The organism is Streptomyces sp. NPDC048191, assembly GCF_040652655.1.
Classification (GTDB): Bacteria; Actinomycetota; Actinomycetes; order Streptomycetales; family Streptomycetaceae; genus Streptomyces.
In genome coordinates this window covers 71061-95279 of the sequence record NZ_JBEZMO010000026.1, presented here as the reverse complement: position 1 = coordinate 95279, position 24219 = coordinate 71061, and the positions used below count along the sequence as shown (strand labels likewise).

Annotated in this window: 19 protein-coding genes; 5 read left to right on the top strand and 14 right to left on the bottom strand. The window is 72.1% G+C overall.

The features are described from left to right. Positions 1–3: 3 nt before the first annotated feature. Both AB0D93_RS31775 and AB0D93_RS31770 read right to left on the bottom strand, forming a co-directional pair. Positions 4–891, bottom strand: coding sequence for a sugar ABC transporter permease (locus AB0D93_RS31775; RefSeq protein ID WP_362126791.1), 888 nt, complete (start codon positions 889–891; stop codon positions 4–6). A gap of 6 nt (positions 892–897) precedes the next feature. Next, a complete protein-coding gene (locus AB0D93_RS31770; RefSeq protein WP_362126788.1) occupies positions 898–2184 on the bottom strand; it encodes an extracellular solute-binding protein in 1287 nt (428 codons plus the stop codon). 222 nt (positions 2185–2406) lie between these two features. Here AB0D93_RS31770 and AB0D93_RS31765 point away from each other — a divergent pair, with 222 nt between their 5' ends. Further along, on the top strand, positions 2407–3474 hold the full coding sequence (locus AB0D93_RS31765) for a LacI family DNA-binding transcriptional regulator (RefSeq protein WP_362126785.1): 1068 nt from the start codon (positions 2407–2409) through the stop codon (positions 3472–3474). A 106-nt stretch (positions 3475–3580) separates the two neighbouring features. Here the strand turns inward: AB0D93_RS31765 and AB0D93_RS31760 are convergent, their stop codons facing one another. Then, the gene (locus AB0D93_RS31760; RefSeq protein WP_362126782.1) at positions 3581–5944 is read right to left on the bottom strand and encodes an alpha-L-fucosidase; all 2364 of its coding nucleotides are present in this window, start codon (positions 5942–5944) and stop codon (positions 3581–3583) included. A 229-nt stretch (positions 5945–6173) separates the two neighbouring features. On the opposite strand from AB0D93_RS31760, the gene AB0D93_RS31755 reads away from it, so the two are divergent. Beyond that, positions 6174–7523 (top strand): amidase family protein, encoded by a 1350-nt coding sequence (locus AB0D93_RS31755; RefSeq protein ID WP_362126779.1) that lies wholly within the window; start codon positions 6174–6176, stop codon positions 7521–7523. A 7-nt stretch (positions 7524–7530) separates the two neighbouring features. Here the strand turns inward: AB0D93_RS31755 and AB0D93_RS31750 are convergent, their stop codons facing one another. Both AB0D93_RS31750 and AB0D93_RS31745 read right to left on the bottom strand, forming a co-directional pair. After that, the gene (locus AB0D93_RS31750; RefSeq protein WP_362126776.1) at positions 7531–8016 is read right to left on the bottom strand and encodes a GNAT family N-acetyltransferase; all 486 of its coding nucleotides are present in this window, start codon (positions 8014–8016) and stop codon (positions 7531–7533) included. Between the two features lie 62 nt (positions 8017–8078). Further along, complete coding sequence (locus tag AB0D93_RS31745; protein WP_362126773.1) at positions 8079–8252, bottom strand: hypothetical protein; 174 nt, start codon at positions 8250–8252, stop codon at positions 8079–8081. Positions 8253–8746: 494 nt separating this feature from the next. On the opposite strand from AB0D93_RS31745, the gene AB0D93_RS31740 reads away from it, so the two are divergent. Beyond that, positions 8747–9142, top strand: a complete 396-nt coding sequence (locus AB0D93_RS31740; RefSeq protein ID WP_362126770.1) for a hypothetical protein — start codon at positions 8747–8749, stop codon at positions 9140–9142. A 237-nt stretch (positions 9143–9379) separates the two neighbouring features. On the opposite strand, the gene AB0D93_RS31735 is transcribed toward AB0D93_RS31740, so the two are convergent. The 7 genes from AB0D93_RS31735 to AB0D93_RS31705 all read right to left on the bottom strand — a co-directional run bounded on the left by AB0D93_RS31735 (position 9380) and on the right by AB0D93_RS31705 (position 18710). Further along, positions 9380–10882, bottom strand: a complete 1503-nt coding sequence (locus tag AB0D93_RS31735; protein WP_362126767.1) for an SDR family NAD(P)-dependent oxidoreductase — start codon at positions 10880–10882, stop codon at positions 9380–9382. Positions 10883–11241: 359 nt separating this feature from the next. Then, on the bottom strand, positions 11242–12573 hold the full coding sequence (locus AB0D93_RS31730; protein WP_362126764.1) for a wax ester/triacylglycerol synthase family O-acyltransferase: 1332 nt from the start codon (positions 12571–12573) through the stop codon (positions 11242–11244). A 146-nt stretch (positions 12574–12719) separates the two neighbouring features. Beyond that, positions 12720–15041 carry a GH92 family glycosyl hydrolase gene (locus AB0D93_RS31725; RefSeq protein WP_362126761.1) on the bottom strand — a complete coding sequence of 774 codons (2322 nt, stop codon included), beginning with the start codon at positions 15039–15041 and terminating at the stop codon, positions 12720–12722. A gap of 126 nt (positions 15042–15167) precedes the next feature. Continuing rightward, positions 15168–15452 carry a hypothetical protein gene (locus AB0D93_RS31720; protein WP_362126758.1) on the bottom strand — a complete coding sequence of 95 codons (285 nt, stop codon included), beginning with the start codon at positions 15450–15452 and terminating at the stop codon, positions 15168–15170. A gap of 33 nt (positions 15453–15485) precedes the next feature. Further along, on the bottom strand, positions 15486–16706 hold the full coding sequence (glgC, locus tag AB0D93_RS31715; protein WP_362126755.1) for a glucose-1-phosphate adenylyltransferase: 1221 nt from the start codon (positions 16704–16706) through the stop codon (positions 15486–15488). 50 nt (positions 16707–16756) lie between these two features. Continuing rightward, entirely contained in the window at positions 16757–17908 is a 1152-nt protein-coding gene (gene glgA, locus AB0D93_RS31710) for a glycogen synthase (protein WP_362126752.1), read from the bottom strand. Between the two features lie 40 nt (positions 17909–17948). Then, positions 17949–18710 (bottom strand): (2Fe-2S)-binding protein, encoded by a 762-nt coding sequence (locus tag AB0D93_RS31705; protein WP_362126749.1) that lies wholly within the window; start codon positions 18708–18710, stop codon positions 17949–17951. Positions 18711–18940: 230 nt separating this feature from the next. On the opposite strand from AB0D93_RS31705, the gene AB0D93_RS31700 reads away from it, so the two are divergent. Continuing rightward, on the top strand, positions 18941–20128 hold the full coding sequence (locus tag AB0D93_RS31700) for a DMT family transporter (protein ID WP_362126746.1): 1188 nt from the start codon (positions 18941–18943) through the stop codon (positions 20126–20128). Here the strand turns inward: AB0D93_RS31700 and AB0D93_RS31695 are convergent. After that, positions 20118–21320: a transglycosylase family protein gene (locus AB0D93_RS31695; RefSeq protein ID WP_362126743.1), complete on the bottom strand. Its 1203-nt coding sequence runs from the start codon at positions 21318–21320 to the stop codon at positions 20118–20120. The genes AB0D93_RS31700 and AB0D93_RS31695 overlap by 11 nt on opposite strands. A 271-nt stretch (positions 21321–21591) precedes the next feature. Between AB0D93_RS31695 and gndA the strand changes: the two genes are divergently transcribed. Continuing rightward, entirely contained in the window at positions 21592–23031 is a 1440-nt protein-coding gene (gndA, locus tag AB0D93_RS31690) for an NADP-dependent phosphogluconate dehydrogenase (protein WP_362126740.1), read from the top strand. 676 nt (positions 23032–23707) lie between these two features. Here gndA and panD read toward each other — a convergent pair. Further along, a complete protein-coding gene (gene panD / locus AB0D93_RS31685; protein WP_362126737.1) occupies positions 23708–24127 on the bottom strand; it encodes an aspartate 1-decarboxylase in 420 nt (139 codons plus the stop codon). Between the last annotated feature and the right edge of the window lie 92 nt (positions 24128–24219).

Sequence of the window (24219 nt, the reverse complement as noted above, 5' to 3'; positions counted from 1 at the left end):
CGCTCACGACTCCTCCCGGCGGTCGGCGCGCAGCACCAGCAGCATCAGCGCGACGGTGACGGCGAACACGACGACGGAGAGCGCGGAGGCGTAGCCGACGCGGCCGGTCAGACCGGTGCCCGTGCGCTGGACGAGCATGACGAGGGTGGTGTCCTCGCCGGCCGGGCCGCCGCTCGGGCCGGCCATCAGGTACACCTCGGAGAACACCTTGAACGCGGCGACCGAGGAGAGCGCGGCGACCAGCACCATGGTGGAGCGCACGGCGGGCACGGTGACCGACAGGAAGCGGCGCACCGGTCCCGCGCCGTCCACGGCGGCGGCCTCGTGCAGTTCGCGCGGCACGTTCGCCAGCGCGGCCAGATAGATGATCATGTAGTAGCCGAGGCCCTTCCACACGGTGACGGCCATCGCGCTCAGCAGGAGCAGCCACTGGTCGCTGAGGAAGCCGACCCGGCCGATCCCGACCGTCTCCAGCAGCGAGTTGACCAGGCCGCGTTCGTCGAGCAGCCACACCCAGATCAGCCCGACCACCACGATCGAGGCGACGACCGGGGTGTAGAAGGCGGAGCGGAAGAACGTGATGCCGGGGATGTTCTTCTGCACCAGCAGCGCGAGCAGCAGCGGCAGGACGACCAGGGCGGGTACGACCCCGACGATGTACAGGGTGCTGTTGCGCAGGCCGGTCCAGAACATGTCGTCGTGGAGCAGCTCGCGGAAGTTGGCGAGGCCCACGAAGTGTCCCGGCAGCAGGGTGCGGCGGTCGGTGAAGGAGTTCACCAGGGTGGAGACGAAGGGGTAGAGCACGAAGGCGCCGGTGACGAGCAGCCCGGGCGCGGCGAACAGCCAGGGGCTGAAGGGAAGCTGGCGCCTGATGCGCACGGGCGCGGCCATGGCCCGTCAGCCCTGCTGAAGGAGGCGGTTGGCGGCGTTGACAGCGTTGTCGAGAGCCTGCTTGGGGCTCTCCTTGCCCTGGAGCGCCTTGGCCACCTCGTTGCGCAGGGCGGTCTTCATCTGGTCGCTGAACAGCACGGGCGTGTAGTTGACCGCGCTCTTCAGGGACTTGGCGGCGGCGATGCGCACCCGGGTCTCGTCGGTGCCGTCCTCCTTGGTGAAGTAGGGGTCGTTCAGGGAGCCGGCGGTGCTCGGGAAGATGGCGACCTTCTTGGCGAAGGACATCTGGTTCTGGGCGTCGGTGACGAAGTGGGCGAAGGCGACGGCGGCCGGGGTGTGCTTCGTACGGGAGTTGACCATCACGCCCATGACGTACATGTTGACGTGCCCGGTGCTGGTGATCTGGTCGGTGATCCCGATGTCGCGGTAGAGGCTCGGCGCGTTCTTCTTGAAGTTGCCGAGGTCGAGGGCGCTGCCGGGGTTCATGGCGACGGCGCCGGTGAGGAACTTCTTGCCGGAGGACTCCGGGGTCGCGGTCAGCGCCTGCGGGTCGAGCGCCTTGGCGTCGTACAACTCCTTGTACTTGGTCAGGAGTTCGACCCCCTTGGCGTCGTTGAAGGCGAAGGCCGTGCCCTGTTCGTTCATCAGTGTGACGCCGTAGCGCCCGAAGTCCTCGATGGTGGGCACGTTGGCGAGGGTGGCGACCTTGCCGCCGCTCTTCCGTGCCATCTGCAGGGCGTCGGCGAAGAGTTCGCCGTACGTCTTCGGCGGCTGGTCCGGGTTCAGTCCGGCCTTCCTGAACAGGGCCTTGTTGTAGAAGAGCGGGCCGGTGTTCAGGTACCAGGGGAAGGCGTACGTGCCGCTCATGCCCGGGACCTGGTGGCTGGCCCAGGCCCCGTCCAGGTACTCGGACTTGTACGTGCCGGCCGCCTTGTCGAGGTCGAGCGCGAGACCCGCCTTGGCGAGCGGGGCGACCAGGTCCGGGGAGACGTTGACGACGTCGGGGAGGGTGCCGCCGCCGGCGTCGGCGCTGAGTTTGTCGGGGTAGCCCTCGGCGGGCTGGTCGATCCACTTCACATGGGTGCCGGGGTACTTCTTCTCGAAGTCGGCTATGAGGCCGTCGAAGTACGACTTGAAGTTGGCGCGCAGGTTCCAGGTCTGGAAGGTGATGTCGCCCTCGACCTTTCCGGAGGCGTCGGTCGAGCCGCCGTCGTCGCCCCCCGATCCGCAGGAACTCAGGGGCAGGACGAGGGCGACGGCAGCGGCGGCGAGGGCTCTGCGAGGCATGGGCACGGTGACACGGCTCCTTTGCTGTGCCGGGCGGTCGGTGGCGCCAGAGACCTTGCCCGCGCCATTCGAAGAAAGTCAATGCGTTCTTCTCAACTAAAGAAAGAGGCAGTTCATTAGTGCAGGTCAGAGATGTTCGGCCGAGACCTTGCGGTCAATCACTAATGCGCTTTAGGGTCTTGACACTCAAGCGCATTAGCGAGCATCGTCAGCTTCGGGGAGGGAAACGTGCCGACCAAGCGGTCTCCCGCGCGCCGGCCCACGATGAAGGACATCGCGCGGCGGGCCGGGGTCTCCGAGAGCGCCGTCTCCTTCGCGCTGAACGGCCGTCCGGGGGTCTCGGAGTCCACCCGGGCCCGGGTGCGGCGGGTCGCCGAGCAGCTGGGCTGGCGTCCGAGCACGGCCGCCCGCGCCCTGTCCGGCGAGGGCGCGGCCACGGTCGGGTTCGTCCTCGCCCGCCCCGCGCACACCCTGGGCGTCGACTCCTTCTTCCTGCAGCTCGTCTCGGGCATCCAGGAGGTGCTGGCGGAGCGGCATCTGGGCCTGCTGTTCCAGGTCGCGCGGGACGTGGCCGAGGAGTGCGTGGTGTACCGGCGCTGGTGGGCGGAGCACCGGGTGGACGGGGTGCTGGTGGCCGACCCGCGCGCCGAGGACCCGCGCCCCGGGCTGCTGGACGAACTGGGCCTGCCCGCCGTGGTGATCGGCGGCGCACCCGATGTCCGCCATCCGGGACTGTCCACGGTCTGGGCGGACGACGCCGGCGCGATGGCCTCCGTGGTGGACGAGTTGACCGCGCTCGGCCATCGCCGGATCGTGCACATCGCGGGACTGCCGGAGCTGGCCCACACCCAGCGCCGTGTCGCGACACTGCGCGCGGAGGCGGAGCGGCGCTCGCTCACCGAGGTCCGCTCGGTGACCACGGACTACTCCGACACCGAGGGCGCCGCCGTGACCCGCCGCGTGCTCGGGGGCTCGCCCACGCCCACCGCGCTGATCTACGACAACGACGTGATGGCCGTGGCAGGCCTCGCGGCGGCGGCCGAACTCGGTTTCCGGGTCCCGCAGGACGTCTCGGTGGTCTCCTGGGAGGACTCGGCCCTGTGCCGCATGGTCACCCCCCGGCTGTCCGCGCTGTCCCGGGACAGCGCGGAGTTCGGCCGGACGGCGGCACGCGAACTGCTGGTCCTGCTGGACGGCGACCCGGCCCGCTCGGTGGGGGTGCCGGTGCCCCGGCTGACGGGACGGGGCAGCACGGCTCAGGCGACTGCCCGGCCACCCGAACGGGGGTCGCTGTAGGGGCCGTTCGGGGCGCGGCCGGTGGCCGGGAGGCGGAGCCGCGGATCAAGGCGGCCGCGGCTCCGCCTCGTCCCCGGGGTGCGCGGGGTGTGCCCCGCCGGCGCGTTCAGGACCGCCAGTCGATCTTGAACACCCACACGTGCCGGCCCGCCTTCCGGGCCGCCCGCGGTACGTCGACGACCAGTGAACCGCCGGTGACGGTCCAGGTCAGGGGGCGGTCGTGGCCCAGCATCGTCACCTTGTCCCCGGGCCGCACCGGCACCGGCGCCGGCACGGTCAGCTTCGCGCCCGGCTCGGACAGCGAGTGGATGTAGAAGGCGTCGTCCGGGCGGACCGTGAAGCGCAGGTCCTCCCCCGACTGGGCCGTCCGCGACCAGTACGTGGTGTCGTACACCGCCTCGCCGTTGACCTTCAGCCACTCCCCCGTCTCACGCAGCCGGGACTGCATGACCTCGGGGATGGTGCCGTCCGCGCGCGGGCCGATGTCCAGGAGGAAGTTGCCGTTCTTCGAGACGATGTCGACGAGGGTGCGCACGACCTCCTCGGCGGTCATGTAGGCGCCGTCCGGGGTGGCCCGGTTGTAGCCGTAGCTGCGCGGATCGAGGCCGCGGCTCGCCTCCCACTTGGCGACGACCGTGTTGGCGTACGTCGTGTACTCGGGAGTGGTGAAGTCGTGGAAGGCGATCCCCGAGCGGTCGTTGACGGTCACGTCGACCGGGCGGGCACGGTTCTTGGCGTGGTTGAAGTACTCGGCGAGGACATGGAGGCTGTCGTTCGCGCCGCCGATGTCGCACCAGATGATCTCCGGGTCGTAGCCGTGGATGAGTTCGAGCATCTGCGGGGCCTGGTAGTCCCGCACGTAGTCCTTGCCCGCGGCGTATCCGGTGTACGGGACCGGCTCCAGGGTGTAGGGGTTGCGCGGGGCGTGGCCCATCCAGGGATTGTCGGGGTTGAACCACTCGGGCATGGAGAAGTACAGGCCGCGGTGGAGTCCGGGGGCGTACCGCCGGGACGCCTCGAACAGTTCCTTGACCAGGTCCCGTTTCGGGCCGTGCCGCGCGGCGTTGCGGTCGGAGACCTTGGTGTCCCACAGCGCGAAGCCCTCGTGGTGCTTGGAGGTCAGTACGTGGTACTGGGCGCCGGCGTCCCGGAAGAGCTCGACCCAGGCGCGCGGGTCGAACCTCTCCGCGGTGAAGCGGGGGATGAAGTCGTCGTAGGCGAAGTCCTCGCCATAGGTGTCCCGGTGATACGCGTACGTGGGGTTGCCGGGGTCCTGCATCTGGTCCCAGTACCACTCGGCGTACTGCACGCCCACCGGTGCCCACGCGGGCACGGAGTAGACGCCCCAGTGGATGAAGATGCCGAACTTGGCGCCCTGGAACCAGTACGGCGCCTGATGGCCGGCCAGGGAGTCGCCGGTGGGCTGGTAGTCGGCGGTGCCAAGCCTCAACGTGCTGCGGCTGGAGGTGACTTGGGTGCCGCGGCCGCGCACGGACACCGTGCCGTCCTGCTCGGTTCCGGGGGCCGTACCGGTGCGGTTGCGGATGCCGACGCGGACGCGGGCCTGTTCGCCGGGGTCGAGGCGGCGGATGCGGGCGGGCTCGACGGTGCGGGCGCCGGGGACCTCGACGCGCACGGACACCTCGTCACCGCTCAGGATCGCGACGGTGCCCGCGTTGACGACGGTGGCCTCGACGCTCTGGGCGCCGGAGGGGTCCAGGAGGGAGCCGGTGGAGTGCGCGTCGCGCAGGACCAACGCCCGGCCCTGGGCGACGGGTTGCAGGGAGAGCGCGAAGACGTGCAGGGACGTCGTGTTCGCCGCCGCCGGATGGGTGACCGGCAGGGTGATGGCGACGGCCTCGCGCTGTGGATCGGTCCACACCTCCGACGTCCCGATCCCGACGCCGTGTTCGTCCTTGGTGCCGTCCGGCTTGTAGCGGTACGGCGCCGAGAGCGCGCCGCCCGCCGTGTACCAGTCGGCGCCGCCGAGGCCGGCGGTGGTGGTGGAGCCGTCGGCGTAGTGGACGGTGGCCGTGCCGGCGGCGTCCCCGTAGCTGCCGGCGGTCAGGAAGACGGCCGACAGGTAGTGGCCCGGGGGCAGGTCGATGCGCTGGCCGAGCGCGACAACGTTGTTCCGGGCGCCCGCCGTCGAGGCGGGGAAGTCGAAGGGGATGCCGTCGACCTCGACACGGCCCGCGGGGAGTTCCTCGCCCGGGAAGGTGTAGCCGGAGCCTTCGAAGTCGCCGCCGCGCGCGGAGGCGGTGTCGATGCCGTCGTTGTCGTAGAGGGCGTCGAGCGGGACGGGTACTGGATCGGGGACGGCGGCCCAATCCCCTTCTCGACCCGCTTGTCGGGCCTGTCCGGCCCCTCCGGCGGCCCGGGCGGGTGTCGTGGCGGTGAGCTGCAGGGTGGTCGCGGCGGTCACTCCCGCCGCCGCGCCCAGGATCAGACGTCTGGGATACGTGCTCATGAGCGGCTCCCACAAACTCCGATTCATCGGACGTCTGATGATTGTGGCGGGGCTCATCACCTGTCAACGGGCCTGCGGAGCAACCCGAGTTCACACATTGATCCGACGACCGACACGTCACTGCGGAGAGGCTCTCGACGTACCGCCTCCGACCGGGCACAGTTCTCCCCGCACCTTCATTCGTACCAGTGAGTAGCCGACGACCGAGCGAACCGAGCGAGGAGTGCCCGTGGGTGACTGGGCCGGGCGGACCGCCGCCGAGATTGCCGCCGCCGTACGCGAGAAGCGGGTGACGCCACGGGAGGTGGCCGCCGAGCATCTCGCGCTCATCGAGCGGCTCGACGGTCGGATCGGGGCGTTCCGCAAGGTGCGTGCCGAAGCCGCGCTCGCCGAGGCCGACGAGCTGGCCTCCCGCTCGGACCTGCATGAACTGCCGCTCGCGGGCGTGCCGTTGGCCGTCAAGGACAACCTGGCGGTGCGCGGCGAGTCGCACCGGGACGGCTCGGCCGCCACCCCCGACACCCCGGCCGAGGCGGATCACCCGACGGTGGCCCGGCTGCGGGCGGCCGGGGCCCTGGTCGTGGGCCTGACCAACGTGCCCGAGCTGTGCGTCTTCGGCACCACGGAGGGCGTGTACGGCACCGCCCGCAACCCCTGGGACCTCTCCCGCACGGCCGGCGGCTCCTCCGGCGGCAGCGCGGCCGCGGTGGCCGCGGGCCTGGTACCGCTCGCGCTCGGCAACGACGGGATGGGCTCGCTGCGCATCCCGGCCGCGAACTGCGGCCTGGTCACCCTGAAGCCGGGGCACGGGGTGGTGCCGGCCGGGATCGGCAACGGCGACTGGTTCGGCATGGCGGAGAACGGCCCGCTGGCCACCACCGTCGAGGACCTGCGGCTGATGCTGGGGGTACTCGCGGACACCGGTCCCGCCGAGGCACAGGAGCCCTCGTCGCTCAGGGTCGCCGTGGCCCTGCGCAGCCCGCTCGCCGGAGTCGCCGTGAGCAGGTCGTATACGACCGCGGTCCGCGAGGCCGCCGGGGTGCTGGCGCGGGCCGGGCACCAGGTGCGCCGGGCCGAGCCGCCGTATCCGCTCTCCCTCGGGGTGACCGCGCTGCGGCACTGGACGGCGGGGACGGCGGTGGACGCCGAGGGACTGGACGCGGCGCGGCTGGCCCGGCGGACCCGGGTGCACGCGGCGGTGGGCCGGCGGTTCGTGCGCTCGGTCCGGGCCGGTGACGGCCGCGAGCGGCTGCGCGCCCGGCTGACGCCGTTCTTCACCGAGCACGACGTCCTGCTCACCCCGTCCCTGGCCCGGCGCTCCCCCGAGGCCGGTCCGTGGCACGAACGCGGCTGGCTGCGGAACATCCTGGCCAACACCGCGTACTCCCCGTTCACCCCGCCCTGGAACCTGACCGGCTGGCCCGCGATGTCGGTCCCCTTCGGCACCCTGCCCTCGGGCGCCCCCTGCGCCGTACAACTCGTCGGGCGCCCGGGTGCGGAGGCGGCCCTGCTGGGGCTGGCGGAGGAACTGGAGAAGCGGCGTCCGTGGCAGCGGACGGCACGGGTGGCCGCCGGCTGAGCCGCGCCTACTCGAGCGACCGGTACATGATGTGCAGCCCCACCCGGCCGTGCCGGGGGTGGTCGTACGCCTCCGGGACCGTGCCGAGGACGGTGAAGCCGAGGGAGGTCCACAGGCCGACCGCCGGGTTCGTCTCGACCACGGCGTTGAAGACCATCGCGCGGTAGCCGTGGGCCCGGGCCTCGGCCAGCACGTGCTCGGCGAGGGCGCGGCCGATGCCCTCGCCCGTGCGGTCGGGGTCGACCATGAAGCCGGCGTTGGCCACGCGGGAGGCGGGGCCGCCGTAGTTGGGGGTGAGGTAGGCCGAGCCGACCACGGCTCCGGTCGCGTCCTCGGCGACGTAGACACGCTTGGCCGGGCCCATCCAGAGCGCGCGGGCGTCCTGCTCGCGGGTCCCGGGGTCCCAGGCGTAGGTTTCGGCGGCGGCGACGATCCGGTGCCAGAAAGGCCAGATCCGCGGCCAGTCCTCGGCCACGGCTTCTCTGATCAGCATGGGCGTGAGTCTGTCAGGTCACGCCCATGCGAGCGGCGATCACGAAGGGTCCGACGGCGGGGTCAGTCCACGCTGGGCAGGATGTGGGGTTCGGCGAGGTCGTCCTCGTAGCCCGCCAGGCGGATCGGGGCGGACCGGGCCCACACGTCGAGACTGCCGAGTTCTCCGGGCTGCCGGCCCGAGCGCTCCGTGCGTTCCTTGGGGCGCTGTTCGCGATTCGTCTTCTCCGGTGTCACCGCGCACTCCTTATGTGTCGGTCACCCTCGGGGGCTGTACCGGACAGTCTGCGCTCCGGCACTGAACGCCCGCTCGGGTCTGGATAAAAAGCCAGTTCGGACGCGGTGGCGCCGGTACGTCGTGCGGAGCAGACCCTTGTCGGCCGGCTCGCCCCGGGACGGACGATGGGTGTGGGTAGGACCCCGTGCTGCTGCCCGTCCCTACCAGATTAACCAAATGAGCGGCCTGCCGCTCGATAGGGAGTGCAAACAAGGTGTAACTATCGCGCTTCGCACTCCCTCTCAATAACCCTCAATATGCCGCTATTTGAAACAAAGCGCAGCACGTGACCAGTAAGACGAATCACCCACGCGGCCTATGGCTGCGAACTTTTATTCGAATCGGTCCGGTGTCCACGGTCACCGCGAGGCAGTTCAGGTCCCGTTGGCCGGGGCGCAAGCTCGCCATGATCTGCTGATGAGCGGCAACGGCTGTCTCGCGGAAGGACTGACGCATGGAGCTGCGCAGCGTCGAGGAGCTGATGGATCTGCTGTACGCCGGCCGGCACCAGCACGCGCTGAAAACGGCGGCTTTGCTGCGCCGCAGCCGCCCCGCCGACAAGGAGCTCCAGGTCGCGGGGCTGGTCCACGGCATGGGACCGGTGCTGTGCCCCGGCGACGAGCCCGGCCGGGCGCTCAGCGCGGCCGAGGCGGTGCGCTCCCTGCTCGGGGAGCGGGTCTTCCGGCTGGTCCGCGGGGACGCGGGAGCGGCCGACGACGATGTGGTGCGGCTGCGGCAGGCCGCCGAGGAGAGCCGTGCGGCGGGCTTCGACGCGGGCGTCCTGGAGGACTGGCGCACGGTACTGGAGCTGGTGGCGGCCCGTAATTCACGCCTGGGCGCCGTTGACTGACACCTCCGGCGCGGAGCGTCGGGCGGGCTGACGGCCCCGCGACGATCCTGCCTGCGCGGGCAGCCCGGGCACCCAGTCGGCCGCGCGTCCGCCGCGAGGGACCCGCGGTGCCGCCGGGGGCTGCCGCCGGCCCAGCACCGGGAGGGACGCGTGACCTGGCCGCCGGGGAGTGCGGCACGGCCGCCTCGCCCCCGAGCCGGGCGGGGGCCGCCGCAGCGGGCGGCGGGCCCGCGGCTGTCACCACTTGCCGGGCGCGTAGTCCTTCATGAAGACGCCGTACAGGTCCTCGCCCGCCTCGCCGCGGACGATCGGGTCGTAGACGCGGGCGGCGCCGTCGACCAGGTCGAGCGGTGCGTGGAAGCCGGCCTCGGCGAGGCGCAGCTTGTCGTAGTGCGGGCGCTCGTCGGTGATCCAGCCGGTGTCGACGGAGGTCATGAGGATGCCGTCGGTGTCGAACATCTCCTGCGCGCTGGTCCGCGTGACCATGTTCATGGCGGCCTTGGCGGCGTTGGTGTTCGGATGGCCCGCACCCTTGTAACCGCGCCCGAAGACGCCCTCCATCGCGGAGACGTTGACGACGTAGGCGCGCCCGCTGTCCGCCTTCCTCGCGGCGTCGGCCATGGCCGGGCGCAGCGCGCTGATCAGGATGAACGGCGACGTGTAGTTGCACAGCTGGGTCTCGAGCAGCTCGATGGGCGAGATCTGGTCGATGGTCTGCACCCAGGTGTTGGTGTCGACGACGTCGGGGACGAGACCGCCGGCGTCGATGGCGGTGCCGTCGAGGTGCCGGGTGACGCTGGCGTTGCCCGCGACGAGGGCGAGGTCGGCGACCTTCTGTGCGTCCAGTCCGCTGGTGCCGACGGGCAGGGCGGCGATGCCGTCGACCGCGCCCGAGTTGAAGGCACCGATGACCGAGTGGGCGGGCAGTTCGCCGGCGGGCAGCGGTGCGGTCTCCCCGTCGACCAGGGCCGCGTACGCCGAGGGCAGGCGCCGTACGGTCTGGGTCGCGTTGTTGATCAGGATGTCGAGCGGGCCCGCCCCGGCGACCTGCTCGGCCAGGGCGACGGTCTGCGCCGGGTCGCGCAGGTCGATGCCGACGACCTCCAGGCGGTGGATCCAGTCCGCCGAGTCCTCCATCGCCTTGAACCGGCGGATGGCGTCCTTGGGGAAGCGCGTGGTGATGGTCGTGTGCGCACCGTCGCGCAGCAGGCGCAGCGCGATGTACATGCCGATCTTGGCGCGGCCGCCGGTGAGCAGGGCGCGCTTGCCGGTGAGGTCGGCGCGGGCGTCGCGCTTGGCCCGGTTCGTGCGGGCGCAGTCCGGGCAGAGCTGGTGGTAGAAGTAGTCGACCTCGACGTAGCGGCCCTTGCAGGTGTAGCAGGAGCGGGGGCGCTGGAGTATGCCCGCGATCCGGCCCTCCTCGACCTTGGACGAGGGCAGCAGGCCCTCGGTCTCGTCGTCGATGCGCTCGGCGGAGCCGGTGGCGGTGGCCTCGGTGACGGCGCGGTCGTGCGCGGTCTTGGCGGCCCGGCGCTCCTGGCGGCGGCGCTGCTTGACCGTGCGGTAGATGTGCGAGGTGGCCCGGCGGACCTTGATCGCGTCCGGGTGGTCGACTTCGATCCGGTCGAGTTCCTCGAGCACGCTCAGGCAGACGGCGAGCCGCTCGGGGTCGATGCCCGGCCCGTAGACCACCTCGTCCGTGGTCATGGAGGCCATGGAGCCGTCCTCTGTCACCGTCATCGCGCTGCCGCTTCCCTGATCACCCGCGCAGCGCTCCGACTCGCGCCCGCTTCGAACGGAGGATTTTACGGAGCGCACGGCCCCACCGCCAAACCCGCCCGGACCAGCGACGAAGCCACTCACCACCGCCACGCCCCCACCAGACCGCCCGCCCGCCCCTCCCCCGCCGGTCCGAAGCCGCCTCGCGGGGGCCGCCCCGGCCCGCGAAACCACACGTCCCCGCTCAGGCGTCCCTCGGTCGTCTCGGCGGCCGCGGTCGCCGGTGGTGGGTCCGCCCCCGGCAGGGGCCACCCGCACCCGGCGACGCGAGCGGCACCGGTGGTGCGGGTGGAAACCCCCTGGTGGCCGGGGGCGGAACGTCACACCTGGCAGGCAGCCAGCAGCGTCGAGAGCTCGGCCGAGACCGCGTACGCGAACCGGTCGAGGTCCGGCACGGCCTGCGCGTCGGCGACCAGCCCGTAGTGCACGCGGCCGCGGTACGTCGAGATGGCCACCGCCAGCGACTGCCCCGGCGCGAGCGGTGCCAGGGGATAGACCTCCTTCAGCTCGTGGCCGCCGAGCCTGAGCCCGACCCCGGGCAGCGGCACGCTGGTGACCAGGATGTCGAACCACAGCCGGGCCGCCTGGCCGACGAGCGGTCCGCCGAGCCGATGGCCGAGGGCCGGGACGTGATCGGCGAGCAGCGCGACGGCACCGGCGCCCCGGTTGGGCCCCGCGTCCTTGTTGCGGATCATCGCGGTGCGCACGGTGTCGAGCCGGCCGAGCGGATCGGGCTCGTGCACCGGGAGCCGTATCAGATAGCCGGAGAGCCGGTTGCCCTGTGGATGCGCGGTGCGCGGACGGCGCCGGGAGACGGGGATGAGGGCGCGCGGGGCCACACCCTTCGTGCCCTCCCCCCGCTCCTCCAGCCAGCTGCGCAGCGCACCGGCGACGACGGCGATGAGCACGTCGTTCACGGTGCCGCCGACGGTCTTGCGCACGCGGTGCACGTCGTCGATGTCGACCACGACCCCGGCCGTACGGCGGGTGCCGCTCGGCGCCGAGGTGAGCGCGGAGGTGGGCCGCATGCCGAGCGTGGACCGGGCGAGGGAGGCACCGATGTCCAGGGCCCGGCCCACGTCGGACAGCGCGCCCCTGACCAGTGACGGCACGAGCCCCGGCAGCCGGCGCACGTCGGGCAGCAGCCCGCGCGGCGGCTCGATGACCCGGGGCGCCCGCTCGGGCAGGTCCACCGGATCGAGGACGCCCGCGGCGAGCTTGAGTGCGCGCAACCCGTCGGCGAGGGCGTGGTGGAACTTGAACAGCACCGCGAAGGACACCCCGTCCTCGCCGGGCAGCACATGCGCCTCCCACGGGGGCCGGCCGCGCTCCAGCGGCCGTTCCATGAGCCGGCCGGCAACCGCGTGGAAGTCGTCGGTCGGGGCATGCAGCCGCACGTGGTTCAGCGGGTCGAAGTCCGGGTCCGTCTCCCGGGTGGCGCCGCCGAAGGCGAGCGGCTGCCAGACGTCGCGGATGCGCAGGCGCAGCCCGGGCACGGCGGCGGCCCGGGCGGCGAGCAGGTCGGCGGCATGGGCGCCGGCGGTCGGTGAGTGGGCACCGAAGACGCCCAGCGCACCGAGGTGCATCGGATGCCGCTCGGACTCGATGTTCCAGAACGCCAGGTCGAGTGGAGCCAGCAGGTCGGAAGTCAAGGGCTTGCCTCGCGCGTCGACGACGGGTGGATCTGCAGTCAAACTCCGCCACCCGATTACGGTCAAGTACGATCAGGCTACGCTCAGTTAACAGCAGATTAAGACCCGCCCCTCCGAAAGGGGCGGGACCCAAGTGACAGGTGAGGTCACTTCAGCACTGGCTGCGCCGCCTCGGGTGACGTACCCCACTCAGACGGGCGCGGGCCGACCGTGAACGTGAGCGAGCGCAGGGAGCGCAGCCCACCCGTCGTCAGATACGTACGCCCGTGCGGTGTTCCGTCGGTGCGGACGGTCTGGATGTAGCGGTCGGTCGCGGACGTGCCGGGCGCGGCGATCGTCAGGCGGCCGCCCGGCCAGTACCGGCGGTCCAGGGTGAGGTCGACGCGGTCGAAGACGGGGGTGGACAGGCCCCAGGTGTCGTAGCCGGGCTGGATCGGGAAGAGCCCGATGGACGACAGCACGTTCCAGGCCGACATCGTGCCCAGGTCGTCGTTGCCGGTGATGCCGGTGGGTCCGTCGGTGAAGAGGGTCAGGGCGGCGTGCACCACGTCGGTGGTCTTCCACGGCTGACCGGTGGCCAGATAGGTGTAGGGCGCGATGAGGTCGGGCTCGTTCATCGGGTTGTACTTGTCGGCGTTGTAGTACGCGTACGCGTCGCCGTGCACCCACACCTCGCGGGCCGTCCTCGCGGGGTCGGCGAGCAGCCGGTCGTAGGCGAAGAAGGAGTCCAGGCGGTCGTTGGCCGCACGCTCGCCGCCGATGAGCCGCACCATGCCGGGCACGTCCTGCGGCACGAGCCACTGGTACTGCCAGGCGGTGCCCTCGTGGAACCCGGCGCCGGCCGCCGGGTCGGCCGAGCCGGCGAAGGCCCCGGAGGCGTCACGGGCGCGGAAGAAGCCGGTGCCGGGGTCGAAGATGTTCCGGTAGTTCTGCGCGCGGGCGGCATAGCGGGCGGCGTCGTCCTGGTGGCCCAGGCCGCGGGCCATCTGGGCCAGCATGGCGTCGGCGAGGGCGTACTCCAGCGTGACGGAGGCGCCGTGGTGGTAGTCGGAGTCGCCCATCTTGGTGTAGGGGCGGGCCTTGTCGTACGGGGCGAAGCCGTGCGCGAGGTACTCGGCGTTGGCCTCCCGGCCGATGCCCGGGTAGTCGGTGGGCGGGACCCCGTCGGCGTTCTTCCGCAGCGCGCGGTAGACCCGCTCCTCGAAGCCCTTGAGCAGCCCCATCTGATAGGCCGTGGTCAGGAACGGCGTGACCGGATCGCCGCTCATGATGTTCGTCTCGACCGGGCCGTAGCCCCATTTGGGCAGCCAGCCGCCGTCCTCGTCGATCGCGAGGACCGAGCGGGCCATGTCCCGTGCCTCGCGGGGCGCGAGCAGCGCGAGGAGCTGGGCCTGGGTGCGGTAGGTGTCCCACAGGGACCAGTTCTGGTAGTACGTGAAGCCCTGGGCGTGGTGGACCCGGCGGTCCCAGCCGAAGTACCGGCCGTCGGTGTCGCTGCCGAGGTTGGGCGCGAGGAACGACCGGTAGAGCGAGGAGTAGAAGGTCCGGCGCAGGGTGCTCGTGCCGCCCTGGGCCCGGACGGCGGAGAGCCGCTTCTCCCACTCCTCGCGGGCCCGTTCGCGTACCGCGTCGAAGGGCCTGCCGCCCTCGGCACCGAGGTTCCCGGCCGCGCCGCGCGCGTCGACGTAGGACAGGGCGGTGGTCGCCTCGACCGTACGGTCCCTGGTGGCGTCGAAGCGGACGTAGGCGCCGCCGGGGCCGCTGCGCGAGCCCGGCGTGACCGTCTGGCCGTCCCAGGTGCCGTATGCGGTGAAGGGCCGGCTGAAGCGGGTGATCGTGTAGACGGTGTAGGGGCCGGTGTCCCGGCAGAAGCCGTGGCCGGTGATCTCGGTGCGCACGGTGTGGTCGTCGAGGATCTCGACGGTGCTGGAGACCGGCTTGTGCAGCGCCTGGGCGGCGTTCAGCAGGACGTTGGCCTTGTCGGTGGCCGGGAAGGTGTAGCGCTGCACGCCGGTGCGCTCGGTCGCGGTCAGCTCGGCACGGATACCCGAGGACAGGCCGACGCGGTAGTAGCCCGGGCTCGCCGTCTCGTCCTCGTGCGAGAAGTCGGCCGCGTACCGGGTGTAGTCCGTCTGCGTGACGTCGCCGGTGGTGGGCAGCACGGGCAGATCACCGCCGATGCGGCAGCCGACGCCCGAGAGATGGACCAGCGAGAAACCGCGGATACGGTTCTGCGTGTAGTCGTAGCCGGTCATGTGCCCGGTGTCCGGGGAGAGCTGCACCATGCCGAAGGGCACGGCCGCGCCGGGGAAGGTGTTGCCCTCGTCCTGGGTCCCGATGAACGGGTTGACCAGGTCGGTGAGGTGGCCGTCGGTCCGCTCGGCGGCCCGTGCGGTGGGCGTGGCGATCAGCGCGGACGCTGCCATCACACCGGCCAGGCACAGCCGTGTGCGCCGGGTCCCTCTCATGTCGGATGACCTCCGCAGGTTCGACGTCGTTGTCTGCATCCTGAAGGTCGAACGACTCAGAACCGGGCAAGGTACGGTTATCGGGCGAACGCGTCGCGCCCGGCAGGGGCCGACGGTGACGGCCCGTCAGAGCGCCGGCCCGAAGCGCGCGTGGCCGCGGGCGAAGCCCGGCGCGGTGCGGAAGCGGTGCGCGTCCGCACGGCGCTTGTCGCCGGTGACCTGAACGAGCGCGCAGCCACGCGGCCGTGCCCGCTCGGCAGCGTCCGGCCGAGCCCGGGAACCGACGACCGCCGCCGAGGGCAAGGGCGGCGGGCAGATCGGCGCGTCCCAGGGTGCGGGGCGTCGCTCGTACGACCGCTCCCCCGGGGCGAGTTCACCGACCGTCTCGGCCGGCCGGCCGGCGCCGCACATCCCACAACGCAACGCATGCCGGGCACCCCGGCCCTACGGCACCCGCTGCCCCTTCCCTAGAGCGATCACCCCGCCCTTGGACACGGTGTACAGTTCCGCGTCCCGCTCCGGGTTGACGCCGATCGTCGCACCGGGCGGGACCTCCACGTTCTTGTCCAGGACCGCGCCACGCACCACCGCGCCCCGGCCGATGCGCACGTTGTCGTGCAGCACCGAGCCCTGCACCACCGCGCCCGGGTCGACCCGGACGCCCGGGGAGAGGACCGACCGGGTGACCTGACCGCGGATCAGGCAGCCCGCGCTGACGATGGACTCCCCCGCGATGCCGCCCCCGTTGAAGCGGGCCGGGGAGAGCTGGCCCGAGTGGGTGTAAACGGGCCACTGACGGTTGTAGAGGTTGAACGCGGGGCGCTCGGCGATGAGGTCCATGTGCGCCTCGTAGTAGGCGTCCAGGGTGCCCACGTCCCGCCAGTACCCCTGGTCGCGGGTGGTCTCGCCGGGTACGTGGTTGTCGCTGAAGTCGTACAGCTGGGCCTCGCCGCGCGCGGTCAGCTGGGGCAGGATCGAGCCGCCCATGTCGTGCACGGACCGCTCGTCCTCCGCGTCCCGGTGCAGGGCCTCTATGAGGGCCTTGGTGGTGAAGATGTAGTTGCCCATCGAGGCGTAGACGGTCTCCGGGTCGTCCGGCAGGCCCGGCGGATCGGCCGGCTTCTCCAGGAACCGTTCCACCGTACGGCCGTCCGTGCCGGGTGTGATCACCCCGAACGACGAGGACTCCACGCGCGGCACCCGGATGCCGGCCACCGTCACACCGGCGCCGCCGTCGATGTGCTGGGCGAGCATCTGCCGCGGGTCCATGCGGTAGACGTGGTCGGCGCCGAACACGGCCACGTACTCGGGCTGTTCGTCGTGGACGAGGTTCAGGGACTGCAGGATGGCGTCGGCGCTGCCCAGGTACCAGCGCGGGCCGAGGCGCTGCTGGGCGGGAACGGGTGTGACGTAGTTGCCGAGCAAGCTGGACATCCGCCAGGTGGTGGTGATGTGCCGGTCCAGCGAGTGCGACTTGTACTGGGTCAGCACGCAGATCCGCAGCACGTCCGCGTTGACGAGGTTGGACAGGACGAAGTCGACGAGTCGGTAGGTGCCGCCGAAGGTGACGGCTGGTTTGGCGCGGTCGGCGGTCAGCGGCATCAGACGCTTTCCCTCGCCGCCCGCCAGTACGATCCCGAGTACGGAAGGCCCTCCACGACGCATGGCCGCTCCCCTCACCCTGGTTGAACCATGGCTGCCCCGAGCAGACGGGACTAAGCCTGCTTGAGGATCTCCTCGTACAGCGCGGCCGTGCGCCGGGCCACGGCGTCCCAGCCGAACTCCCCCACCGCGCGCTCCCGTCCGGCCTCCCCCATCCGCCGGGCGGCCTGCGGATCGCCGAGCACGGTGTCCAGCGCCCGCGCGAGTTCGGCCTCGAACCCGTCGTCCACGTCGACCAGGAGACCGGTACGGCCGTCCGCCACGACCTCCGGGATCCCTCCGACCCGGGAGGCCACGACCGGTGTGCCGCAGGCCATCGCCTCCAGATTGACGATGCCCAGCGGTTCGTACACCGAGGGGCAGACGAACACGGCCGCGTGCGTGAGGAGTTGGACGACCTCCGGGCGCGGCAGCATCTGCGGGATCCAGAACACCCCGGCGCGGATCCGGCTCAGTTCCTCGAACAGCTCCCGGAACTCCCGGTCGATCTCCGGGGTGTCGGGGGCGCCCGCGCACAGCACGACCTGCACCCCGGGTTCGATCTCCCGTACCGCGCGCAGCAGATGGGGCACGCCCTTCTGACGGGTGATCCGGCCGACGAACAGGACGTACGGGCGGGCGGGGTCGATGCCGTGCCGGGCGAGGGCGTCGGTTCCGTGGTCGGGGCGGTACAGGCGGGTGTCGATGCCGTTGTGCACGACGTGCACGGCCGCCGGGTCGAGCGCCGGGTAGCAGGCGAGGATGTCCGCGCGCATGGCGCCGGACACGGCGATCACCGCGTCGGCCGCCTCGATCGCGGTGCGTTCGGCCCAGCCCGACAGCGCGTATCCGCCGCCCAGTTGCTCCGCCTTCCAGGGCCGCAGCGGCTCCAGCGAGTGGGCGGTGACCACGTGCGGAACGCCGTACAGGAGTTTGGCGACGTGGCCGGCGAGGTTCGCGTACCAGGTGTGGGAGTGGACGAGTTCGCGGCCTTCGAGGGCGGCGGCGATGGACAGGTCCACGGAGAAGGTGCGCAGCGCGTCGTTGGCGCCGTCGAGCGCCGACCAGGGGCGGTGGCGGACGACGCCGACGCCGCGGCCCTCGCCCCAGGTGTGCACCTCGAGGTCCACCAGCGAGGTCAGCTCCCGGGCCAGGAACTCCACATGGACACCGGCGCCGCCGTACACGTCCGGGGGGTACTCCCGGGTCAGCAGTCCCACTCGCACCCGACAACCCCCTTGTACCGGCGGCAGGTTCCCCTCATGGTCACCCAGAAGCGGCTCCCGGGGAAGAGCGCGGCGGCCGGAGGAAACAGCAGTCGCCGCAGACCCCGCCGCCGGGCACCCGGTAGTACAGGCAGCAGCTGCGACGGCGGAAGGCGGTGCCCGTGCGGATGCCGGTGGTGCGCAGCAGGGGGTGGGCGAAGAGTTCGTCCGTCAGGGCGCGGGCGCGACCGGCCGCGTCGGTACGGCCGTGGGCGCGGGCCCAGCGGTCCAGTTCCCGGGCGGCCCCGGCGAGCGCGGAGCCCGCGTTGCCCCACAGCAGTCCGGGTGCGCTGCCGTAACGGGCCATCAGGGCCTCGCCGAGGGGCTCCAGGTGTCCGTGCAGCACGATGCCGGCGACGGTGGCGGCATCGCCGGGCAGCGGGCGCGGTCCGGTGAGCCACAGATCGTCGGGGGCGGAGGCGAGGGGGTCGAAGCGCAGCAGGCGCGGGTCGAGGTCGGGAACCCGGCCGTACAGGACGGCGCAGCCGAGGGCCGCCGACCACAGCCGGGCGGCCAGCCCCTGCTGGGCGATGGAGGCGGCGACGCGCTGCTCGGCGGTGCGGAGCCGGTCCGCGACCACGGCTACCCGTGCCGTCAGGGCGTCGCGCTGTGCGTCCGGTGGCACCCGTTCGTAGGCCTCCGCGAGGGTCGGCAGCCGCCCGGGGTCCGGTGCGCCGGCGGCTCCTGCCGGGTCCGGGACCGTCCGCAGGACGAAGAAGCCGCCGAGCGGGCGGAGGTCGGCGAGGCCGGGGTCGAGGTCCACGGCACGTAGTGGTAGCAGACCCGTTTCCGGGCCGGGCGTCGGGGGTGTCCGGCCGCGCGTCACCCGTCGCGAGGATGATCGCCCGGCTGGTGTACTCCATCGGCAGTAGGAGGCATTGCGTGCTCAGGGACGACGACGGGAAGAGCGCGGGCGGGCAGAGTGTTGGCCATGGAAGCCGACCGTACGCCGCGCCGGGCTCAGGGCCCCCGCCTCACGCAGAGGAGATGCCGATGAGCTCCCTCGCGTTGTCCGTGCTGCTGTCGTTCGTGTCCGCCCTCGCCTACGCGGCCGGGGCCATCGTGCAGGAGCAGGTGGCGGTGTCCTCCCCGGACAGCGCGTACATGCCGGTGCGCAGGCCGGGTTGGTGGGCTGCCCTGGCGCTCAACGGTCTCGGCGGTCTGCTGCACGTGGTGGCGCTGGCCTACGGCCCGCTCAGCCTGGTGCAGCCGCTCGGCGCGCTCACCATCGTCTTCGCGCTGCCGATGGCGGCGCTGTTCGTCGGCCGCCGGGCCGGGGCGACCGCCTGGCGCGGCGCGGTCATGGCCACGGTGGGCCTCGCCGGTCTGCTGTCGCTGGTCGGTTCCTCCGACGCGCATTCCCTCGACCCGGCCCAGCGGGTGGCGGTCGCGCTGGTCACCGGTGGCGCGGTCGTGGCGCTGATGTGCGCGGGACGGGCCGCGCACCGGCACCCGGCGGTGCGCAGCGTCCTGCTCGCCACCGCCTCCGGCACAGCGTTCGGCATGTCGTCGGTGTTCACCAAGACCGTCGCCGTCGACTGGACCCACGGCATCGACCTGGACGACCTGCCCGCCCTCGCCGCGATCGCGGTGTTCGCGGTCGGCGGTGTCCTGCTGTCCCAGGCCTCCTACCGGGGCGGCGGGCTGGCCGCCCCGCTGGCCACGCTGACCGTGGTCAACCCCGTGCTGGCGGCCGCCGTCGGCATTCTGATGTTCGGCGAGACGTTCCGCTACGGCGGCACGGGCACGGTGCTCGCCGTGAGCTGCGGGGTGGTCGCGGCGGGCGGCCTGATCATGCTGACCACCGAACGGATCGAGCGCACCGGGACGCCCGCCCTGCCGGCCGACGGCACGGAACCGGTTTCCCCCGCCGTTCCCACCGCCCGCACGAAGGCGCCCTCCCGGCCGGCCGACGTCACGAAACCGGTATCCGCGGCTGTTTCCGCCGCGGACGCGTTCCCCGGCGTGCCGCAGCAGCGCGGGGCGGCACCGGTGGAGGCGGAGCGGGGCGAGGGCGAGGGCACACGCGGCGAGCCGGTGCTGCGCGAGCTGATCGTGCCGGGGCCCGGCGGCGGGGACCCCACCGACGCCGTGCTCCCCGCCTCCTTCACCGCGCTGCCCTCGGGTGTCCAGGTCCCGCTGCCGGTCCTCGACCGGCGGCGTCCACGCGTCAGATCCTGACGCCGCCGGCCCGCAGATAGGCGAGCGGGTCGATGTCCGTACCGAAGCCGGGTCCGGTCCGCACCTCGAAGTGCAGATGCGGACCGGTGACGTTTCCGGTGGCCCCGGAGCGGCCGATGCGCTGCCCGGCGGTGACGTTCTGCCCGATCCGCACGGAGATCGCCGACAGGTGCCCGTACTGCGTGTAGCGGCCGTCGGCGTGCCGGATCACCACCTGGTAGCCGTACGATCCGCCCCACCCCGCGGCCACCACGTGCCCGGCCTCCGCGGCCTGCACGGAGGTGCCGGTCGGCACGAGGAAGTCGATGCCGGTGTGGTAGCCCTTCGACCAGTGCGAGCCGGCGACGCGGTAGCCGGTGCCGATGGGCGCGTCGACCGGGACGACGAGCGTGCGGCCGGTGGACCTGGTCCGGTGCGTGGTGGTCCTGTGCTCCGAAGGGGCCTTCCGTTTCGGGGACTTGGTGCCGGCCTTCGCGCGGGACGCGGTGTCGGCGGCGGCCCCGCCGTGCAGGCTGAGCCGCTGGCCGGGCAGGATCAGGTCGGGATCGGCACCGATCGTCGCGCGGTTGCCGGCGTAGAGGCCGCGCCAGCCGCCGCGCACGTGGTGCTCGTCGGCGATCGCGGAGAGGGTGTCGCCGTGCACCACCGTGTACATCTCGGCCCGGCCGGCGCGCGACTGCGGAGTGGTCTGTGGCCGTACGTCCCGTACGGAGCTCTTCTTCGCGGCCTGCGCGGGCCGGGTGGCGGCGCTGTCCGGGTGCACGCCGGGGTCGGCGTCCGTGGGGGTCCCCCCGCTCGAACCCGGGTGAGAGTGGGGCGGGGTCAGCCCGCCCCGCACCGAGCAGACGGGCCAGGCGCCCGGCCCCTGCCCGTCGAGCACCCTCTCGGCGACGGCGATCTGCTGGTCCCGGGTCGCCAGGTCGGCGCGCGGGGCGTACCGCGTGCCGCCGTACGCCTCCCAGGTGGACTGGGTGAACTGCAGCCCGCCGTAGTAACCGTTGCCGGTGTTGATGCTCCAGTCACCGCTGGACTCGCAGGCGGCGACCTTGTTCCAGGTGGAGGCGTCGGCCGCGTCGGCCGTGCCGGCGGCGACCAGCGGGATCGCGAGGCCGGCGCCGCCCGCCGTGACGGTGAGTGAGGCGCGGTTGATCCTGTTCGGCTGGTACCGGCGGTGCCGACCGCGTTCGGCCATGTCCGAATTCCCCTCGGCATGCGTCAGGAGGGGAAAAAGTAAGCGCCGCGAACAGGCCATGACAAGACGGAAAACCGGCCTCCCGCTCCGCCCAAGTGGCCGGGAACGGCCCCCGCTTGACATGAATCGCCGGAGAGTGAGGCGGAAAGCGCCGTCGCCGCGTACACAAGCGTGGCGGGTCGGATGTGCGCTCGCCGTAGCGGCACGTCAGGATGGGCGAGGACCCGTACTGACGGAGCCGTAGTAACGAGGCAGCTAGGGAGCAGGCGGTATGAGCACTTCAGCGCAGATCGGTGTCACGGGCCTGGCGGTCATGGGCCGCAACCTCGCTCGGAACTTCGCCCGCAACGGCTACACGGTCGCCGTGCACAACCGTACGGTGGCGCGGACCAAGGCGCTGGTTGAGGAGTTCGGGAGCGAGGGCGACTTCGTCTCGGCCGAGACCGCCGAGGAGTTCGTGGCGGCCCTGGAACGTCCGCGCCGGCTGATCATCATGGTGAAGGCGGGCGAGCCGACCGACGCGGTGATCGAGGAGTTCGCACCGCTCCTCGAGCCCGGTGACATGATCATCGACGGTGGCAACGCGCACTTCGCGGACACCCGGCGCCGGGAGCGGGAGCTGCGCGAGCGGGGCATCCACTTCGTCGGCACGGGCATCTCCGGCGGCGAGGAGGGCGCGCTGCACGGGCCGAGCATCATGCCGGGCGGTTCGAAGGAGTCGTACGAGTCCCTCGGCCCCATGCTGGAGAAGATCTCCGCGAAGGCGGCGGACGGCGCGCCCTGCGTGACGCACTGCGGCCCCGACGGCGCCGGGCACTTCGTGAAGATGGTCCACAACGGCATCGAGTACGCCGACATGCAGCTGATCGGCGAGGCCTACCAGCTCCTGCGCGATGTCGCCGGGTACGAGCCCGCGCAGATCGCGGACATCTTCCGCACCTGGAACCAGGGCCGGCTGGACTCGTACCTGATCGAGATCACGGCCGAGGTGCTGTCGCACGTCGACGTGGCGACCGGCAAGCCGTTCGTGGACGTGGTGGTGGACCAGGCCGAGCAGAAGGGCACCGGGCGGTGGACGGTGCAGATCGCGCTGGACCTGGGCGTGCCGGTGTCCGGTATCGCCGAGGCGGTGTTCGCACGGTCGCTGTCCGGCCACGCGAAGCTCCGCGAGGCATCGCACGGGCTGGCGGGCCCGACGGCCGTGCCGCTCGGCAAGGAGGAGGCGGCGGCCTTCGCCGACCGGGTCGAGCAGGCGCTGTACGCCTCCAAGATCGTGTCGTACACGCAGGGCTTCCACGAGATCGCCGCGGGCAGCGAGGAGTACGGCTGGGACGTCGACCTCGGCGCGGTGGCCTCGATCTGGCGGGGCGGCTGCATCATCCGGGCCGCCTTCCTGGACCGGATCCGCGCCGCGTACGACGCCCGCGCCGATCTGCCGAGCCTGCTGTCGGACGAGACGTTCGCACGGGAGATCGCCGACGCTCAGGACGACTGGCGGGAGGTGCTGATCGCGGCGACCCGGCAGGGTGTGCCGACGCCGGGCTTCGCGGCGGCGCTGGCGTACTACGACGCGCTGCGGGCGAGCCGCCTGCCGGCGGCTCTGACCCAGGGGCAGCGGGACTTCTTCGGTGCACACACGTACCGGCGGGTGGACCGGGAGGGCGCGTTCCACACGCTGTGGGGCGGGGACCGGTCGGAGGTTTCCGCTTAGCCGGTCGGCGCGCCCGAGGGGACAAGTTTCCGCGCGGAGAACCGTCGCCCTGCGGCCGCGGGTGTTGCCGGGCGATGCGCCCGAGGTGGGGCGGCAGGGAACCACCGTCCTGCGGCCGCGTGCTGTGTGGCCTGTGGCGTGTCGCGCAGGTCCTCCCCCCGCCCCGCCCCTTTGTGCTGCTCTCGGAGTTCTCAGGACAGGGGCGGTCCCGGCTCGGGGTTCGGTACGGGCTCCGGGCCCGGCGGGATCGGGGACGGTGAGGGCTCGGGCGGCCCCGGGGCCGGGGGTGCCGGGGGTGGGGTCGGGTCGGGGCCCGGTGGGGGTGGCGTGGGCTGAGGGCCCGGTTCGGGGGGTGGGACGGGGCTCGGGTAGGGGTCCGGTGGAGTAGGACCCGGACCCGGTGTCGGCCCCGGCGGGACCGGGTCGGGATGCGGGTTCGTCATGGTGTCCTCCGGCAGTCGCTGGACGTCGCCTCTGGACTACTCCCCCGCCTACCCGACCCCCGTGCGGACACTCACCCGACAGGAGGAGCCGCCGCCCGTTCGATACCGGCCGGCGCGTCGACAACCGGAGCCCGCGCCCGGCCGTCGCGGGACTCGATGCCGCTCCGCTCACTGCGGCACGCTCCCGGCCGGGTCCGTTACGCTCCCCCGCCCAGTCCGATGCCGCCTCCCGGTCAGGCGTGGACGGCCTGCGGACTGCGTCGCTGGTCCGAGCCGGGCACCGGCTCGGAGGCGTCGGCGCCGAGGGACAAGATCCGGTTGTCGCCGTCGACGTGCACGACCCGCGGCTTCAGCGTCCGCGCCTCGGCGTCGGTGACCTGGGCATAGCTGATGATGATCACCAGGTCTCCGGGATGCACGAGATGGGCGGCCGCCCCGTTGATCCCGATCACCCCGGACCCGCGCTCGCCCTCGATGACGTACGTCTCCAGCCGGGCGCCGTTGGTGATGTCGACGATGTGCACGAGCTCGCCCGGCAGTAGATCCGCGGCGTCGAGCAGGTCCGCGTCAATGGTCACGGATCCCACGTAGTGCAGGTCGGCCTGGGTGACGGTGGCGCGGTGGATCTTGGACTTGAACATGGTACGAAGCACGGAGAAACTCCCGGTTTGTCTGCTCCCTGCCCGCTTTTTGCAGGTCAAGGGCGGTCTTCGGAGCGTACAACGATTCGCATGTTCGGTCAGCT